This window comes from Serpentinimonas sp. SSL01 (assembly GCF_056323735.1).
In genome coordinates this window covers 1468565-1483320 of sequence record NZ_CM150487.1, presented here as the reverse complement: position 1 = coordinate 1483320, position 14756 = coordinate 1468565, and the positions used below count along the sequence as shown (strand labels likewise).

At 68.2% G+C, this 14756-nt stretch carries 14 protein-coding genes; 13 read left to right on the top strand and 1 reads right to left on the bottom strand.

Annotated elements, in window-relative coordinates:
• The first annotated feature begins 26 nt into the window (after nucleotides 1-26).
• From ispG to ACVMK0_RS06930, 12 genes are all read left to right on the top strand, one after another.
• Nucleotides 27-1262, top strand: a complete 1236-nt coding sequence (gene ispG / locus ACVMK0_RS06985; RefSeq protein ID WP_284738173.1) for a flavodoxin-dependent (E)-4-hydroxy-3-methylbut-2-enyl-diphosphate synthase — start codon at nucleotides 27-29, stop codon at nucleotides 1260-1262.
• Nucleotides 1255-2550 carry a histidine--tRNA ligase gene (gene hisS / locus ACVMK0_RS06980; protein ID WP_476463368.1) on the top strand — a complete coding sequence of 432 codons (1296 nt, stop codon included), beginning with the start codon at nucleotides 1255-1257 and terminating at the stop codon, nucleotides 2548-2550. The genes ispG and hisS overlap by 8 nt, the downstream gene beginning before the upstream one ends.
• Nucleotides 2551-2681: 131 nt before the next feature.
• Nucleotides 2682-3416: a YfgM family protein gene (locus ACVMK0_RS06975; RefSeq protein ID WP_476463367.1), complete on the top strand. Its 735-nt coding sequence runs from the start codon at nucleotides 2682-2684 to the stop codon at nucleotides 3414-3416.
• Between the two features lie 13 nt (nucleotides 3417-3429).
• Nucleotides 3430-4605: an outer membrane protein assembly factor BamB gene (gene bamB, locus ACVMK0_RS06970; protein WP_231851176.1), complete on the top strand. Its 1176-nt coding sequence runs from the start codon at nucleotides 3430-3432 to the stop codon at nucleotides 4603-4605.
• Complete coding sequence (gene der / locus ACVMK0_RS06965; protein WP_476463366.1) at nucleotides 4602-5951, top strand: ribosome biogenesis GTPase Der; 1350 nt, start codon at nucleotides 4602-4604, stop codon at nucleotides 5949-5951. Before bamB ends, der begins: the two co-directional genes overlap by 4 nt.
• An 81-nt stretch (nucleotides 5952-6032) precedes the next feature.
• The gene (gene hfq, locus ACVMK0_RS06960) at nucleotides 6033-6278 is read left to right on the top strand and encodes an RNA chaperone Hfq (protein WP_045535909.1); all 246 of its coding nucleotides are present in this window, start codon (nucleotides 6033-6035) and stop codon (nucleotides 6276-6278) included.
• Nucleotides 6279-6419: 141 nt separating this feature from the next.
• Nucleotides 6420-7511, top strand: coding sequence for a GTPase HflX (gene hflX, locus ACVMK0_RS06955; RefSeq protein WP_476463365.1), 1092 nt, complete (start codon nucleotides 6420-6422; stop codon nucleotides 7509-7511).
• Between the two features lie 76 nt (nucleotides 7512-7587).
• Nucleotides 7588-8997, top strand: coding sequence for an FtsH protease activity modulator HflK (gene hflK / locus ACVMK0_RS06950; protein ID WP_476463364.1), 1410 nt, complete (start codon nucleotides 7588-7590; stop codon nucleotides 8995-8997).
• Nucleotides 8998-9017: 20 nt separating this feature from the next.
• On the top strand, nucleotides 9018-9911 hold the full coding sequence (hflC, locus tag ACVMK0_RS06945) for a protease modulator HflC (RefSeq protein WP_476464658.1): 894 nt from the start codon (nucleotides 9018-9020) through the stop codon (nucleotides 9909-9911).
• A 75-nt stretch (nucleotides 9912-9986) separates the two neighbouring features.
• Nucleotides 9987-10331 carry a hypothetical protein gene (locus tag ACVMK0_RS06940; protein ID WP_250960180.1) on the top strand — a complete coding sequence of 115 codons (345 nt, stop codon included), beginning with the start codon at nucleotides 9987-9989 and terminating at the stop codon, nucleotides 10329-10331.
• A 372-nt stretch (nucleotides 10332-10703) separates the two neighbouring features.
• Nucleotides 10704-11420 carry a hypothetical protein gene (locus ACVMK0_RS06935; protein WP_476463363.1) on the top strand — a complete coding sequence of 239 codons (717 nt, stop codon included), beginning with the start codon at nucleotides 10704-10706 and terminating at the stop codon, nucleotides 11418-11420.
• Nucleotides 11421-11502: 82 nt separating this feature from the next.
• A complete protein-coding gene (locus ACVMK0_RS06930) occupies nucleotides 11503-11874 on the top strand; it encodes a hypothetical protein (RefSeq protein ID WP_476463362.1) in 372 nt (123 codons plus the stop codon).
• 6 nt (nucleotides 11875-11880) lie between these two features.
• Here ACVMK0_RS06930 and fabI read toward each other — a convergent pair whose 3' ends face one another.
• Nucleotides 11881-12726, bottom strand: a complete 846-nt coding sequence (gene fabI, locus ACVMK0_RS06925) for an enoyl-ACP reductase FabI (protein ID WP_045535900.1) — start codon at nucleotides 12724-12726, stop codon at nucleotides 11881-11883.
• Nucleotides 12727-12763: 37 nt separating this feature from the next.
• Here fabI and ACVMK0_RS06920 point away from each other — a divergent pair, with 37 nt between their 5' ends.
• Nucleotides 12764-14755: an extracellular solute-binding protein gene (locus ACVMK0_RS06920; protein ID WP_476463361.1), complete on the top strand. Its 1992-nt coding sequence runs from the start codon at nucleotides 12764-12766 to the stop codon at nucleotides 14753-14755.
• Nucleotide 14756: the final 1 nt, after the last annotated feature.

Genomic DNA, 14756 nt, shown 5'->3' with positions numbered 1-14756 from the left:
GGCCCTGTGCCGACGAACCCCCGCCGCTGCCCGAAATCCCGCGCCGCAAAACCCACCAGGGCATCGTGCGCTGGGGCGAGCACCGGGTGGCGCTGGGTGGCGACGCGCCGGTGCGCGTGCAGTCGATGACCAACACCGACACCGCTGAAGCCATCGCCACCGCGATCCAGGTCAAGGAACTGGCGCAGGCCGGCTCGGAACTGGTGCGCATCACGGTCAACAACGACGAGGCCGCGCGCGCCGTGCCGCACATCCGCGAGCAGCTCGACCGCATGGGGGTGGTGGTGCCACTGATCGGCGACTTCCACTACAACGGCCACCGCCTGCTGCAAGACTACCCGGACATGGCGCAGGCTTTGTCCAAATACCGCATCAACCCCGGCAACGTCGGCAAGGGCGACAAAAAAGACAAGCAGTTTGCCCAGATGGTCGAAGCCGCGCTGCGCTGGGACAAGCACATCCGCATCGGCGTCAACTGGGGCAGCCTCGATCAAGAGCTGCTGGCCGAACTGATGGACCAAAACGCGCGCCGCGCCCGGCCGTGGCTGCCGCGCCAGGTGATGATCGAAGCGCTGATCAGCTCCGCCCTGCAGTCGGCGCAGCAGGCGCAGGCCATGGGCATGGCGCCGGGCGACATCGTGCTCTCGTGCAAGGTCAGCGGCGTGCAAGACCTGATCGCGGTCTACCAAGAGCTGCACCGGCGCTGCGACTACCCGCTGCACCTGGGGCTGACCGAGGCTGGCATGGGCGTGCGCGGCACCGTGGCCTCGACGGCGGCGCTGGCCGTGCTGCTGCAGCAGGGCATCGGCGACACGATCAGGGTTTCGCTCACGCCGCAGCCGGGCGAATCGCGCACCCAAGAGGTGGTGGTGGCGCTCGAGATCGTGCAGGCGCTGGGCCTGCGCAACTTCGTCCCCAGCGTCACCGCCTGCCCCGGCTGCGGCCGCACCACCAGCACCGTGTTCCTCGATCTGGCCAAACAGATCGACGATTATTTGCGCAGCTCCATGCCGCAGTGGCGCGAGCGCTACCCCGGCGTGGAAAACCTCAAGGTGGCGGTGATGGGCTGCATCGTCAACGGCCCGGGCGAGAGCAAGCACGCCGACATCGGCATCAGCCTGCCCGGCACCGGCGAAGCGCCGGCGGCGCCGGTCTATATCGACGGCGAAAAACGCCTGACGCTGCGTGGCGACGGCATTGCGGCCGAGTTTCAGCAGATCGTACAAAACTACATCGAACAGCGTTTTTCCTCCCATGCCTGAACTTTTGCGTGCCGTCAAAGGCATGAACGATATTTTTGCGCCCGCTTCCGGCCACTGGGAGTGGCTCGAAGCCCAGGTGCGCGAGCTGATGGCGCGCTACGCCTACCGCAACGTGCGCACCCCGATCGTCGAGCCCACGGCGCTGTTCGTGCGCGGCCTGGGCGAAGTCACCGACATCGTCGAAAAAGAGATGTACTCGTTCGAGGATCGGCTCAATGGCGAGCAGCTCACGTTGCGCCCCGAGGCCACCGCCGGCGTGGTGCGTGCGGTGCTGGAACACAATCAGCTCTACGACGGCCCCAAGCGCCTGTACTACCTGGGGCCGATGTTCAGGCACGAGCGCCCGCAGCGCGGCCGCTACCGCCAGTTTCACCAGGTGGGGGCCGAGGCGCTGGGCTTTGCCGGCCCCGACGTCGATGCCGAGCTCATCGCCATGGCGGCCGATTTGTGGGCGCAGCTGGGCCTGAGCGACATCCGGCTCGAGCTCAACAGCCTGGGCCAGCCGCCCGAGCGCTTGGCACACCGCCAGGCGCTGATCGCCTACCTCGAGCAGCACGCCGCGCAGCTCGACGACGACGCGCGCCGGCGCCTGCACAGCAACCCGCTGCGCGTGCTCGACAGCAAAAACCCAGACCTGCAGGCACTGATCGAGGCGGCCCCGAAGCTGATCGATTATTTGGGCGCGCAGTCGCTGGCCCACTTCGACGCCTTGCGTGCGCTGCTCGATGCACAAGGCATCGGCTACCGCATCAACCCGCGTCTGGTGCGCGGGCTCGATTACTACAACCTGAGCGTGTTCGAGTTTGTCACCGACACCTTGGGGGCGCAGGGCACGGTGTGCGCGGGCGGGCGCTACGACGGCCTGCTCGAGCAGATCGGCGGCAAGCCGGCACCCGCCGTGGGCTGGGCGCTGGGCATGGAGCGCATCCTCGAGCTGTTGAAGCTCCAGGGCAAGCTGCCGCCGCCAGCGCTGCCCGACTGCTACGCCGTGGTGCCGCAGCCCGAAGCCATGGTGCAGGTGCTGCCCCTGCTGCGCCAGCTGCGCGCGGCTGGGCTGGCGGTGCAGATGCACGGCGCCGGGCCTGAGGGCCTGAGCAGCATGAAGGCGCAGTTCAAAAAAGCCGATGCCAGCGGCGCCCGCTACGCGCTGGTGTTTGGTGCCGCCGAGCTCGCCGCCGGCCAGGTGGCGGTCAAGCCGCTGCGCGCCGACGCCCCGGGGGCCCTCACCGAGCAGACCCTGCTGCCGCTGGCCGAAGCCGGGCAGTGGGCGGCGCGCCTGCGCGCCTAGCCATCTGGCCTGACCATCAGGCCAGCGCCTACAATCGGCACCGAACAGGGTTTCAAGCAGGCCCAGCCCAGCCACACATCAGCGTGTGGCCCCGATTTTTTTGCACACGCAATTTTTGCAAGCCCACCGCCATGGCGAAAACCTTTGACCCGCACGAAGAAGAACAACTCGACCAGCTCAAGCGCTTCTGGGGCCAGTACGGCACCCTGATCACGTGGCTGCTGGTGGCCGTGCTGTTGGCCTTTGCCGGCTGGAACGGCTGGAACTACTGGCAGCGCCAGCAGGCCGTGGAGGCGGCCGTGCTGTACCAGACGCTGGATGAAGCCGCCGGTGCCAACGACACCGAGCGCGTGCGCCAGGTCTGGGCCGACATCCAGCAACAAGTGCCGCGCACCGCGCAGGCCCACCACGCCGGCCTGCTGGCGGCGCGCGCTCTGCAGCAAGCCGATGCGCTCGACGACGCGCGCTTGGCGCTGCATTTCGTGCGCGACAACGCTGCCGACCCCGGGGTGGCGGCGGCGGCCCGCCTGCGTTTGGCGGCGCTGGAACTGCAAGCCGGGCAATACGAGGCCGCGCTGCAAGCCCTGGGCGCCGACATGCCGCCTGAGTTTGCTGCCCTTGCCGCCGACCGGCGCGGCGACGTGCTGCTGGCCCAAGGCCAGACCGACGCCGCCCGGCAGGCGTATCAGCAGGCTTGGGCAGCGATGGACGAGGCCGTGGACTACCGGCGCGTGATCGAGGCCAAGCTCAACGCCTTGGGAGTAGATCCCACCGCCCCGGCCACGCCGGCCGCCCCGGTCCCTGCTGCCGCCGAGGTCAACCCAGCCGCCTCAGCCGCCCCGGCTACGCCAGTCGCCCCCCAGTGACGGAGACACCCCAGTGAACCCAAGCTCCCCGCTCAAGTCGCAACGCTTCGCGCCCCGCTCCCTCGCTCGCCCCTTGGCGGCGGCTTCTCTTGCCGCTGCCTTGGCGCTGAGCTTGGCGGCCTGCTCCTCGGCCCCAGAGCGCCCGGCGCCCACGCCGCTGGCACCGCTGGTGGCGCTGCAGCCCGCCACCCAAGTCTGGAACACGGCCATCGGTGCCGTCGATCCGCTGCTCACCCCGGCCGTGCATGGCCAGACGCTGCTGCTGGCCAACGCCGCCGGTGCCGTGCTGGCGCTCGACGGCGCCAACGGTCAGGTGCGCTGGCGGGTCGAATTGGCGCAACCCCTGTCGGCCGCCGCGGGCTTCGACGGCCAGACGGCGGCGGTGGTGACGCAGGACAACGAACTGCTGGCGCTCAACAGCGCCGGGGTGCAGTGGCGCGCCCGTCTGCCGGCGCGGGTGCTCACGGCCCCGCTGGTGGCCGGGCAGCGCGTGTTCGTGCTCGCCAACGACCGCAGTGTGCACGCCTTCGACGCCCGCAACGGCGCCCCGCTGTGGCAGCACCGTGGCCGCACCGCCGAAGCGCTGGTGCTGCAACAAAGCGGCGTGCTGCTGCCGGTGGGCGACACCTTGGTCGTCGGCCTGGGTGGGCGGCTGGTGGGCTTTGATCCGCTCAACGGCCGCATCCGCTGGGATGCGGCCATCGCCACCCCGCGCGGCGTGAACGAAATCGAGCGCTTGGTCGATCTGGTCGGGCGCACTGGCCGCGTGGGCGATCAGCTGTGCGTGCGTGCCTTCCAAGCGGCGGTGGGTTGCGTCGATGGCGCCAGCGGCCGCTTGGTCTGGACCCAGCCCGCCGACGGTGCCGTGGGCCTGAGCGCCGACGCCGAGCGTGTCTATGGCGTGGAGCGCAACGGCCGCGTGCTGGCCTGGCGCCGCGACGCCGGGGCGCGTGCCTGGAGCAGCGATGCCTTGTTGCACCGCGGCCTCACGGCCCCCTTGGCCGCAGGGCGCTCGATCGCCGTCGGCGACGCGCAGGGCTTCGTGCACCTGCTCTCGCGCGACGACGGCACCCTGCTCAACCGCCTGAGCACCGACGGCTCGGCCATCGTTGCCGGGCCGCTGCTGCTGGGCAACACGCTGGTGGCGGTGACGCGCAACGGCGGCGTTTACGCTTGGCGGCCGCAATGAAGCCGGTGCTGGCGCTGGTCGGGCGGCCCAACGTCGGCAAATCGACGCTCTACAACCGCCTGACCAAAACGCGCGACGCCATCGTCGCCGACCTGCCTGGCCTGACACGCGACCGCCACTACGGCAGCGCGCGGCTGGGCAAGCGCGAGTTCATCGTCATCGACACCGGCGGTTTTGAGCCCCGGGCCGAGGCCGGCATCTACCGCGAAATGGCCAAGCAGACCCGGCAGGCGGTGGCCGAAGCCGACGTGGTGCTGTTCGTGCTCGACGCCCGCGCCGGCCTGAGCGCCCAAGACCACGACATCGCCGACTACCTGCGCAAGCTCGCCAAACCCTGCCTGCTGGTGGCCAACAAGGCCGAGGGCATGCAAGGGCAGGCGCAGTGGAGCGAGTTCTACGAGCTCGGCTTGGGCGAGGTGCTGCCGGTCTCGGCGGCGCACGGGCAGGGCGTGCGCGACATGGTCGAGGCAGCACTCGACCGACTGGCCGCTGCCGCCCCCGCTGAGCCAAGCGCCGCATCAGAGGCCGACGCCGAGGCCGACGGCGTGATCCGGCTGGCCGTGGCCGGACGCCCCAACGTGGGCAAATCCACCCTCATCAACGCCTGGCTGGGCGAAGAGCGGCTGGTGGCCTTCGACCAGCCCGGCACCACGCGCGACGCGATTGCCGTGCCCTTTGAGCGCAACGGGCAAAAGTTCGAGCTCATCGACACCGCCGGGCTGCGGCGCAAGGGCCGGGTGTTCGAGGCGGTGGAAAAGTTCTCGGTCGTCAAAACGCTGCAGGCGATCGAGGGCGCGCACGTGGTGCTGCTGCTGCTCGACGCCAGCCAGGGCGTGACCGAGCAAGACGCGCACATCGCCGGTTTTGCGCTCGACTGTGGCCGTGCGGTGGTGGTGGCGCTCAACAAATGGGACGCCCTCGACAGCTACCAGCGCCAGCAGTTGCAGCGCTCGATCGAGAGCCGCTTGGCTTTCCTCAAGTTTGCCTCGATGCACACCATTTCGGCGCTCAAGCGCCAAGGGCTGGCGCCGCTGTGGCCGGCGATCGCGCAGGCCCACGCCTCGGCCCACAAAAAAATGCCGACGCCGCTGCTCACACGCATTTTGCAGGAATCGGTGGCCCTGCAAGCGCCCAAGCGCAGCGGCATGTACCGGCCCAAAATGCGCTACGCGCACCAAGGCGGCATGAACCCGCCGGTGGTGGTGATCCACGGCAATTCGCTCGAAGGCGTGTCCGAGAGCTACCGGCGCTTTCTGGAAGGGCGCTTTCGCAAGGCCTTCGATCTGGTGGGCACGCCGCTGCGCATCGAGTTCAAAACCGCTGCCAACCCCTATGCCGAGCAATAAAAACCCGGCGCGCGCCCCAAGCGCCCTCGGTTGTGGTATCTTCTTCCTTTCCGAAACTTTACATTGAACACGGAACATATCGTGAGCAACAACAAAGGCCAACTCTTGCAGGACCCATTTCTGAACCAGCTCCGCCGCGAGCACGTTCCGGTGTCCATCTACCTCATCAACGGCATCAAGCTGCAGGGGCAGATCGAATCCTTTGATCAGTACGTGGTGCTGCTGCGCAACACCGTGACGCAGATGGTCTACAAGCACGCCATTTCCACTATCGTGCCGGGGCGTCCGGTGCAGTTCTCGGCCAGCGCGCCGACCGATGAGGCCTGAAAGCTGAATCCAGTTCCCTTCCTGCCTGCGCCTGACGCCGCCCCCTCGGGGCAAGACCGTTTGCGCGCTCCTGCCGAATTTAGCCCAAGCAAAACCGGCTCCGCCAGCGCGCAGCCCGGCGTGGTTTTGGTGGGTGTCGATATGGGGCAGCCCCACTTCGACGCCGAACTGCTCGAACTCAGCGAGCTGGCCCGCACGGCTGGCTACCGCGTGCTGGACCGGGTGGTGTGCAAACGCCGCGCCCCCGACCCGGCGCTGTACATAGGCTCAGGCAAAGCCGACGAGATCAAGGCCCTGGCGCTGGCCCACGGGGCGCTAGAAATCCTGTTCGACCAAGCCCTGAGCCCGGCGCAGCAGCGCAACCTCGAGCGGCACATGGAGCTGGCCGTCAACGACCGCGTGCTGCTGATCCTCGAGATCTTCGCCCAACGCGCGCGCAGCCACGAAGGCAAGCTGCAAGTCGAGCTGGCGCGCTTGCAGTACCTCAGCACCCGGCTGGTGCGGCGCTGGTCGCACCTCGAGCGCCAAAGCGGTGGCATCGGGCTGCGCGGCGGCCCCGGTGAGACCCAGATCGAGCTCGATCGGCGCATGATCGGCGAGGCCATTAAGCGCACGCGCGAGCGCCTCGAGCGCGTCAAGCGCCAGCGCAACACCCAGCGCCGCCAGCGCGACCGCAGCGGCACCTTCAAGGTCTCGCTGGTGGGCTACACCAACGCTGGCAAATCGTCGCTCTTCAATGCGCTGGTCAAGGCGCGCGCCTACGCCGCCGACCAGCTCTTTGCCACCCTCGACACCACCACGCGCCAGCTCTACCTGAGCGAGGCCGGGCGCAGCCTGTCGCTGTCCGACACCGTGGGTTTCATCCGCGACCTGCCGCACGCGCTCGTCAATGCCTTTGCCGCCACCCTGCAAGAGGCTTGCGAGGCCGACCTGCTGCTGCACGTGGTGGATTGCGCCAACCCGGCCCACCTCGAGCAGATCGCCAACGTGCAACAGGTGCTGCACGAGATCGGGGCCGACGGCATCGAGCAGGTGCTGGTTTACAACAAGATCGATGCCCTGGCCCCCGAGCGTTTGCCGCAGCAAAGCGTCGATTCGATGGAACTAGACGGCCTGTCAGTGGCTCGAATCTTTCTCAGTGCCCAAACTGGCCAAGGGCTGGACGCCTTGCGCGGCTTGCTGGCGCAGCGCCTGCAGGCGACCTTGCCGGCCGCTGTGCAAGAAATGGTTTAATGCGGTACCCACGCGCGGCGTGTGGCCCGGTTTGGGCACAATAGCGTTTTGTTCGACTTAACAACAGCCACCATCCATGAATAGCCACCCCTTGCCCCTGCGCTCTCCTTGGTGGAGCCGCGTGCGGGGCATGTTCAACCTCAACGACCCGCGTTGGGGCCGCGACGACGACGCCAAACCCGGTGCATCCGATGGCTCGCGTGACTCCTCTCACCGGCCCGATCCCAGCCACGACGACCGCCCCGACGACCGCCGTGGCGACGAGCAGCAGCCCGATCCACGCCCGTGGCAAGGCCGGCCCAAAGGCCCCAACCAAGGCCCGCCCGACCTAGACGAAATCTGGCGCGACTTCAACCGCAAGCTCAATGGGCTTTTTGGCGGCGGCAAACGCCCTGGCGGCGCTGGTATGGGCTCTGGTGGTGGCGGCGGCGGCATGCCGGGCTTCAAGGCCCCCACCCCCAAGGGGGCAGGCATGGTCGCCGGCATGGTGAGCGGCGTGTTGCTGGTGCTCTGGCTCGGCTCGGGTTTCTTCATCGTGCAAGAGGGCCAGCAAGCCGTGGTGACCCAGTTCGGGCGCTACCACAGCACCGTGGGCGCGGGCTTCAACTGGCGCCTGCCGGCGCCGATTCAGCGCCACGAAACCGTGTTCGTCACCACCATTCGCTCGGTCGATGTCGGGCGCGAGGACATCGTGCCGGCCACCGGCCTGCGCGATTCGGGCATGCTCACGCTCGATGAGAACATCGTCGAAATCCGCTTTGCGGTGCAGTACCGCCTCAACGACGCGCGCGCCTTTCTGTTCAACAGCCGCGACCCCGACAACGCCGTGCTGCGCGCCGCCGAGACCTCGGTGCGCGAAGTGGTCGGCAGCATGACCATGGACCAAGCCCTGGTCGAAGAGCGCGACCAGATCGCGCCGCGCGTGCGTGCCCTGATGCAAAGCCTGCTCGACCGCGCCCAGGTCGGGGTCGAGGTGGTGGCCGTCAACCTGCAACAAGGCGGCGTGCGCCCGCCAGAGCAGGTGCAAGCCGCTTTCGACGACGTGCTGGTGGCCGGCCAAGAGCGCGAACGCGCGCGCAACGAGGCCGAAGCCTACGCCAACGACGTGATCCCACGCGCCCGCGGTGCCGCCGCACGCCTGATGGAAGAAGCCCAAGGCCACAAGGTGCGCGTGGTGGCGCGCGCTGAGGGTGATGCCGCGCGCTTCCGCCTGGTGCAAGCCGAGCACGCGCGCGCACCCCAAGTCACGCGCGACCGGCTGTACCTTGAGACCATGCAAGAGGTGTTCAGCAACGTCACCAAGGTGCTGATCGACTCGCGCAACAACAACAACCTGCTGCACCTGCCGCTCGATCGGCTGATCCAGCAAGCCGCCGTGGCGGCACCGCTGGCCGGCGCGGCTGCGGCGCTGCCCGCCGCTCCAACTCCAGCACCCGCCGCACCAGCGCCCGACCCGCGCGCCCGTGACGCCCAGCGCGCCCGCTAAAGCGACGACACACTGCCATGATGAACAAAATTGGTCTGATTCTGGTCTCCTTCCTCGTGTTGCTCGGGGTCGGGAGTTCGATGCTGTTCGTGGTTGACCAGCGCCAGTTTGGCGTGGTCTATCAGCTCGGTCAAATCCAGCGCGTGGTGATCGAACCTGGGCTCAACTTCAAGCTGCCGCCGCCGTTTCAAAACGTGGTCTATATCGACCGGCGCCTGCTCACGCTCGAGAGTGTCGATACCGAGCCCATGCTCACCGCCGAGCGCCAACGGGTGGTGATCGACTGGTTCGTGCGCTGGCGCATCTCCGACCCCTCGGCTTTCATCCGCAACGTCGGGCTCGACGAGCGCGCCGGCGCCGCCCAACTCAACCGCGTGGTGCGCAACGCCTTCCAAGAGCAGGTGAACCGGCGCACGGTGCGCGAGCTGCTCTCGACCCGGCGCGAAGAGGTCATGGCCGACGTCAAGCGCGACGTGCTGGCGGCCGTGCGCGGCGCCGAACAGCCTTGGGGCATGGACGTGATCGACGTGCGCATCACGCGCGTGGATTACGCCGAAACCATCACGCGCTCGGTCTTTGACCGCATGATCGCCGAGCGCCGCCGCGTGGCCAACGAGCTGCGCGCCACCGGTTTTGCCGAAGGCGAGCAGATCCGCGCCGACGCCGACCGCCAGCGCGAGGAACTGCTGGCCGAGGCCTTCCGCGAAGCGCAAAAGCTCAAAGGCCAGGGCGACGCCCAAGCCTCGCGCATCTACAGCGACGCCTTCAGCCGCGACCCGGCCTTCGCCCAGTTCTACCGCAGCCTCGAGGCCTACCGCGCCAGCTTCAGAAACCGCACCGATTTGATGGTGCTGGACACGAGCTCCGAGTTCTTCCGCGTCATGCGCGGCAACGTGCCGGCGGCGGGGCGCTGATGCACGGGCCTAGGCGCAGCTTGAACAACGGGGTTTCAGGCATCACGTTCAGGCCCTGCTGCTAAAATCCGAGCCATGCGTCGCAAACTGGTGCTTTTGGTGGCTGTGTGGGCCTTGCTCTGGCAAGGCGTGGCTGGCGCTGGCTTGCCCGCGCTGGCCAAGGCCTCGGCTGACGCCGTCCACGCCGCCCTGCACTGGAAAGACGTGGGCCACCACCACCACGCCGACGGCAGCATCCACGCCGATGCCAGCCAAGCCTCCTTCGAGCACGTGGCACTCGACGGCTCGCACGTGGTGGCTTCGCCCGTAGCGGTGCCCCAGCTCGCGTTCCCCTTGCCCCTCGCCGGGCTGCCGCACTACTGGGCCGATTCCCTGCCCAGCCCTTACACCGATCCTCTGCACCGACCTCCGCGCACCTGAAGCGCAGCTGCGCCCGCTTGCGCCCCATGGCGCGCGGGTGCGTTCGCTTGGTCTAGTCGCTGTGTCCTCATGCGCATTACCGCCCCTTCTGGGTTTGGGGCGTGCGCGGGCCCAGCCTAGGCCCTCTCAGGCTGTAGTACGCAGAGGTTTTTTATGTTTTGCACGTTCCGCTTGCGGGCGCTCGGTGTAGCCGTCGCTCTGGGTGTGGGTGCGCCGGGGTTGTGGGCGCAGACCGCGACCCTGCCCGCGCCCGCACCCGCACCCTCTCACAATCCCTGGAGCGCGCCCGTTGGCGCGCCCAATTCAGCCGCAGTCGGTGTCGAGCCCATTGCGGCCTCAACCGCTGCGGCGCCCCACCTAGGCGCAGTCGGCGTGGTGTCCAATCCGGGCGCAGCCGGTTCGGCGCAGGCACCCACTTGGGCGCAGGCGCTCGACGCCGCTTGGGTGCGCAGCGCCGAATCTTCCGCCGCTGCCGCTGCCGCGCAGGTAGCCGGGGCCGAGCAAGCTGCCGCCCAAGCATGGTTGCCGGGTGCGCCGGTGTTTGAGGCCGGCTGGCGCACCGACCAGCTCAACCGCAACACCGGGGCGCGCGAAAGCGAGCTGGCGCTGGCGCTGCCGCTGTGGTTGCCGGGCCAGCGCCAAGCCAGTGCGCAGCAGGCACAAGCTGCCGCAGCCGTGGCCCAAGCCAGCGCCAGCGCCCAGCGCCTGCAGTTGGCGCAGACGCTGCTCGACGCCGCCGCCACCGTGCAGCAGCAGCGCTTGGCGTTGGAATGGCAAACCAGCGAGGTGCAGACGCTGCGCCTGCTGGCCGCCGATGTGCAGCGGCTGATGGCAGCGGGTGAGCGCGCTCGCACCGACAGCCTGGCGGCACAGGCCGAGCTGCTGCAGGCGCAGGCGCTGCTGCAGCATACCCGCAGCGAGCTGCAGCGGGCGGAACTGGTGATCTTTGGCGGGCTGGTGAGCTCAACCCTGCTCGACACCCTGCTGACGCCGGTGCTCTATCTGCGCTACGGGCGTGCAGCCACCGAGCGCCTGGTCAACGAAACCGACACCAGCCGCGCCGATGCGGCGGTGCAGGAGTCGTATTGAGCCTGCGCTGATTCACAATCGCGACGTGAATCGGCACCCAATGCGGCCAAATTCCCTCCCCCCGCTTTTTTTGGAGAAAGAAATGCAAAAACGCTACGCAATCGCGGCCCTGCTGGGCCTGTCGATGATCGGCTTCAACGCCCACGCCCACGGCGCGCCCAAGCCGCAGCACGGCGGCGTGGTGCAGGTGGCGGCCGATCTGGGCTTTGAGCTCGTCGGGCGCGGCGCGCAGGCGCAGATTTTTGTCGATGACCACGGCAAGCCCTTCAACGTCAGTCAGATGACGGGCCAGCTCACCGTGCTGCAAGGCGCCACGCGCACCCAAGCCCCCCTGAGCCCAGCCGGCCCCAACATGCTGCAAGCCAATCTGCAACTGGCAGCCGGCGCGCGCGCCGTGGCAACCATCAACCGGCCCAATCAGCCGGCGATCACGGTGCGTTTTGTGTTGCCCTAAAGCCCATCAGCCCGCCGCGTTGCTGCCGTTGCCGTTGTTGCCGCCGTTGACGCGCTCGCTGTCGCGGCTGATGCCGGCGGTCTGGCTGAAGCCGCAGTCCACGTAGGTGATCTCGGCGGTGACGCCGGCGGCCAGGTCGCTGAGCAAAAACGCGACGACGTTGCCCACGTCGTCGATGGTGACGTTGCGCCGCAGCGGCGCGGCGTCGGCGACCATGCCCAGCAGCTTGCTAAAGTCTTTGATGCCGCTGGCGGCCAAGGTGCGGATCGGGCCGGCGCTCACGCCGTTGACGCGGATGCTGCGCCCGTCGTCGAGCCGCCCCACGGCCTCGGCCAGGTAGCGCACGCTCGCTTCCAGGCTGGCCTTGGCCAAGCCCATGGTGTTGTAGTGCGGTACCGTGCGCAGCGCGCCGAGGTAGCTTAAGGTCAGCAGGGCCGAGCGGTCGTTCAGGTAGGGCAGGGCGGCTTTGGCCAGCGCTGGGAAGCTGTAGGCGCTGATGTCGTGCGCGATGCGAAAGGCCTCGCGGCTCAGGCCGTCGAGCAGATTGCCGGCGATGGCCTCGCGCGGGGCAAAGCCGATGCTGTGCACAAAGCCATCAAAGCGCGGCCAGTGCGCCGACAAATCGAGGAACAAGCGCTCGATCTGGGCGTCGTCGGCCACGTCGCAGTCGAACACCAGGCTGGAGTTGAACTCGGCAGCAAAGTCGGTGATCCGATCGCGGAAGCGCTCGCCCACGTAGCTGAACGCCAACTCGGCCCCCTGCGCGTGGCAAGCCCGGGCAATGCCGTAGGCGATCGAGCGGTTCGACAACAAACCGGTGATCAAGAACTTTTTACCGACCAGAAAACCCATGCCTTATGCTCCAGAAAATGTAAGGCAGAATTGTCGCATGCAGAACCCGTGTTTCAGATGGCAGTGTTTTTGCGGGCCCAGCCCGCTGCGGCCAGCTGCCGTCGCGCCAGCACTGCGCGCGCTCACGCATCTGCTGCTGGCGCTTCTCGTGCTGTTTTTGCTGCTGGCCGGTGCGGCAGCCAACCAAGCCCGGGCCGGGGCACCGGCGCACGGCTACGCCCAGTTCGGCGACCTCGCGTTGCCGCCCGGTTTTGCCCACTTTGCCCACGTCAATCCGCAAGCCCCGCGCGGCGGCTCGATCACTCTGGTTTCGCCCACGCGCATCAGCACCTTCGACAAGTTCAACCCGTTCACGCTCAAGGGCACGGCGCCGCCGGGCATGTGGTTGCTGATGTTCGAGTCGCTGCTCACTCCCCACCTCGACGAGCCCAACAGCGCCTACGGGCTGCTGGCCGAATCGGTGCAGGTGGCCGCCGACGGCCGCTCGGCCACCTTCAGGCTGCACCCGCGCGCGCGCTTTCACAACGGCGAGCCGGTGCTGGCGGCCGACGTGCAGCACTCGTTCGAAACCCTCACCGGCGTCCACGCGGCACCGCAGTTGCGCAGTTTTTTTAGCGAGATCACCGGTGTGCAGGTGCTGGGCGAGCGCCTGCTGCGCTTTGATTTTGCGCGCCCCAACCCGGAGCTGCCACTCATCGCCGGCTCCATGCCGGTGTTCAGCCGCCAGTGGGGGCTGGAAAACGGCCAGCGCCTGCCCTTTGACCAAGTCGTCTTGCAGCACCCGATCGCCTCGGGCCCCTACCGCATCGGGCCGGTCAATTTTGGCCGCGACATCACCTTCGTGCGCGACCCCCACTGGTGGGCCGCCGACCTGAACGTGCGCCGCGGCATGTTCAACTTCGAGCGCATCACCTACACCATCTTTCGCGACCCCACGGCGCAGGTGCAGGCCTTCAAGGCCGGTGAGTTCGACTACATGCAGTCCTTCATCTCGCGCGAATGGGCGCGCACCCTGATCGGGCGCCCCTTTGACCGCGGTGAGCTCATCAAGCGCGAAGTGGCGCACCACAACGCCGGCGATTTTCAGGGCTTTTTGTTCAACACCCGGCGTCCGCACCTTCAAGATGCGCGCGTGCGCGAAGCGATTGCGCTGGCGCTGGACTTTGAATGGATGAACCGGCAGCTGTTCTTCAATTCCTTCGAGCGCATGCGCGGCTTTTTTACTGCCAGCAACTTCGAGGCTAGGGGTCTGCCCGGCGCCGACGAACTGGCGCTGCTCGAACCCTTGCGCGCACAACTGCCCGCAGCCGTGTTCACCCAGCCGGTGCCGCTGCCGCCGGTGACGCGGCTCGAGCTCGATTCTGGCCAGACCCTGCGCGACCACCTGCGCCGTGCGCGCGACCTGCTCGCCGCCGCCGGCTGGCGCTACCGCGACGGTGCGCTGCGCAACGCCCAAGGCGAGCCGATGGTGATCGAGTTCCTCGACAGCGGCGGTGGCATGGGCCGGGTGGTGACGCCGCTGCAAAACAACCTGCGCCGCCTCGGCATCGAAGCCCGCTACCGCGTGGTGGACTTTGCGCTGCTGCAACGCCGCCTCGACGCCTTCGACTTCGACCTCACCAGCGTGCGCTGGCTCGGCAGCCAAGCCCCGGGGGCCGAGCTGCTGGACCGCTTCGGCTCGGCCGCCGCCACCACCCCGGGTTCGAGCAACCTGATCGGGCTGCGCGACCCGGCCGTCGATGCGCTGCTCGAGCGCGCCGTGGCTGCGCGCACCCGGCCCGAGCTGGTCGCGTCCTTGCGCGCGCTCGACCGCGTGCTGCGCCACCAACACCTGATGATCCCGCACTGGTACGGCAGCGTGCACCGCATCGCCTACCGCGCCGGGCGCTTCGAGCAGCCGGCCGTGCTGCCGCGCTACTTCCAGCCCGAGGGCTGGGTGCTGGCCACTTGGTGGGCCAGCGCGGCCAACCGGGCCGAGTTGCAGCAACGTCAAGCCGCCAGCGCCGCACGCGCTGCGGGAGGACGTTGAC

Excerpts from the sequence above, each read along its gene's own strand:
- hisS (WP_476463368.1), top strand. The coding sequence starts at position 1,255 with ATGCCTGAACTTTTGCGTGCCGTCAAAGGCATGAACGATATTTTTGCG.
- ACVMK0_RS06975 (WP_476463367.1), top strand. The coding sequence starts at position 2,682 with ATGGCGAAAACCTTTGACCCGCACGAAGAAGAACAACTCGACCAGCTC.
- der (WP_476463366.1), top strand. The coding sequence starts at position 4,602 with ATGAAGCCGGTGCTGGCGCTGGTCGGGCGGCCCAACGTCGGCAAATCG.
- hflX (WP_476463365.1), top strand. The coding sequence starts at position 6,420 with ATGGGGCAGCCCCACTTCGACGCCGAACTGCTCGAACTCAGCGAGCTG.
- hflK (WP_476463364.1), top strand. The coding sequence starts at position 7,588 with ATGAATAGCCACCCCTTGCCCCTGCGCTCTCCTTGGTGGAGCCGCGTG.
- hflC (WP_476464658.1), top strand. The coding sequence starts at position 9,018 with ATGAACAAAATTGGTCTGATTCTGGTCTCCTTCCTCGTGTTGCTCGGG.
- ACVMK0_RS06940 (WP_250960180.1), top strand. The coding sequence starts at position 9,987 with ATGCGTCGCAAACTGGTGCTTTTGGTGGCTGTGTGGGCCTTGCTCTGG.
- ACVMK0_RS06930 (WP_476463362.1), top strand. The coding sequence starts at position 11,503 with ATGCAAAAACGCTACGCAATCGCGGCCCTGCTGGGCCTGTCGATGATC.
- fabI (WP_045535900.1), bottom strand. The coding sequence starts at position 12,726 with ATGGGTTTTCTGGTCGGTAAAAAGTTCTTGATCACCGGTTTGTTGTCG.
- ACVMK0_RS06920 (WP_476463361.1), top strand. The coding sequence starts at position 12,764 with ATGCAGAACCCGTGTTTCAGATGGCAGTGTTTTTGCGGGCCCAGCCCG.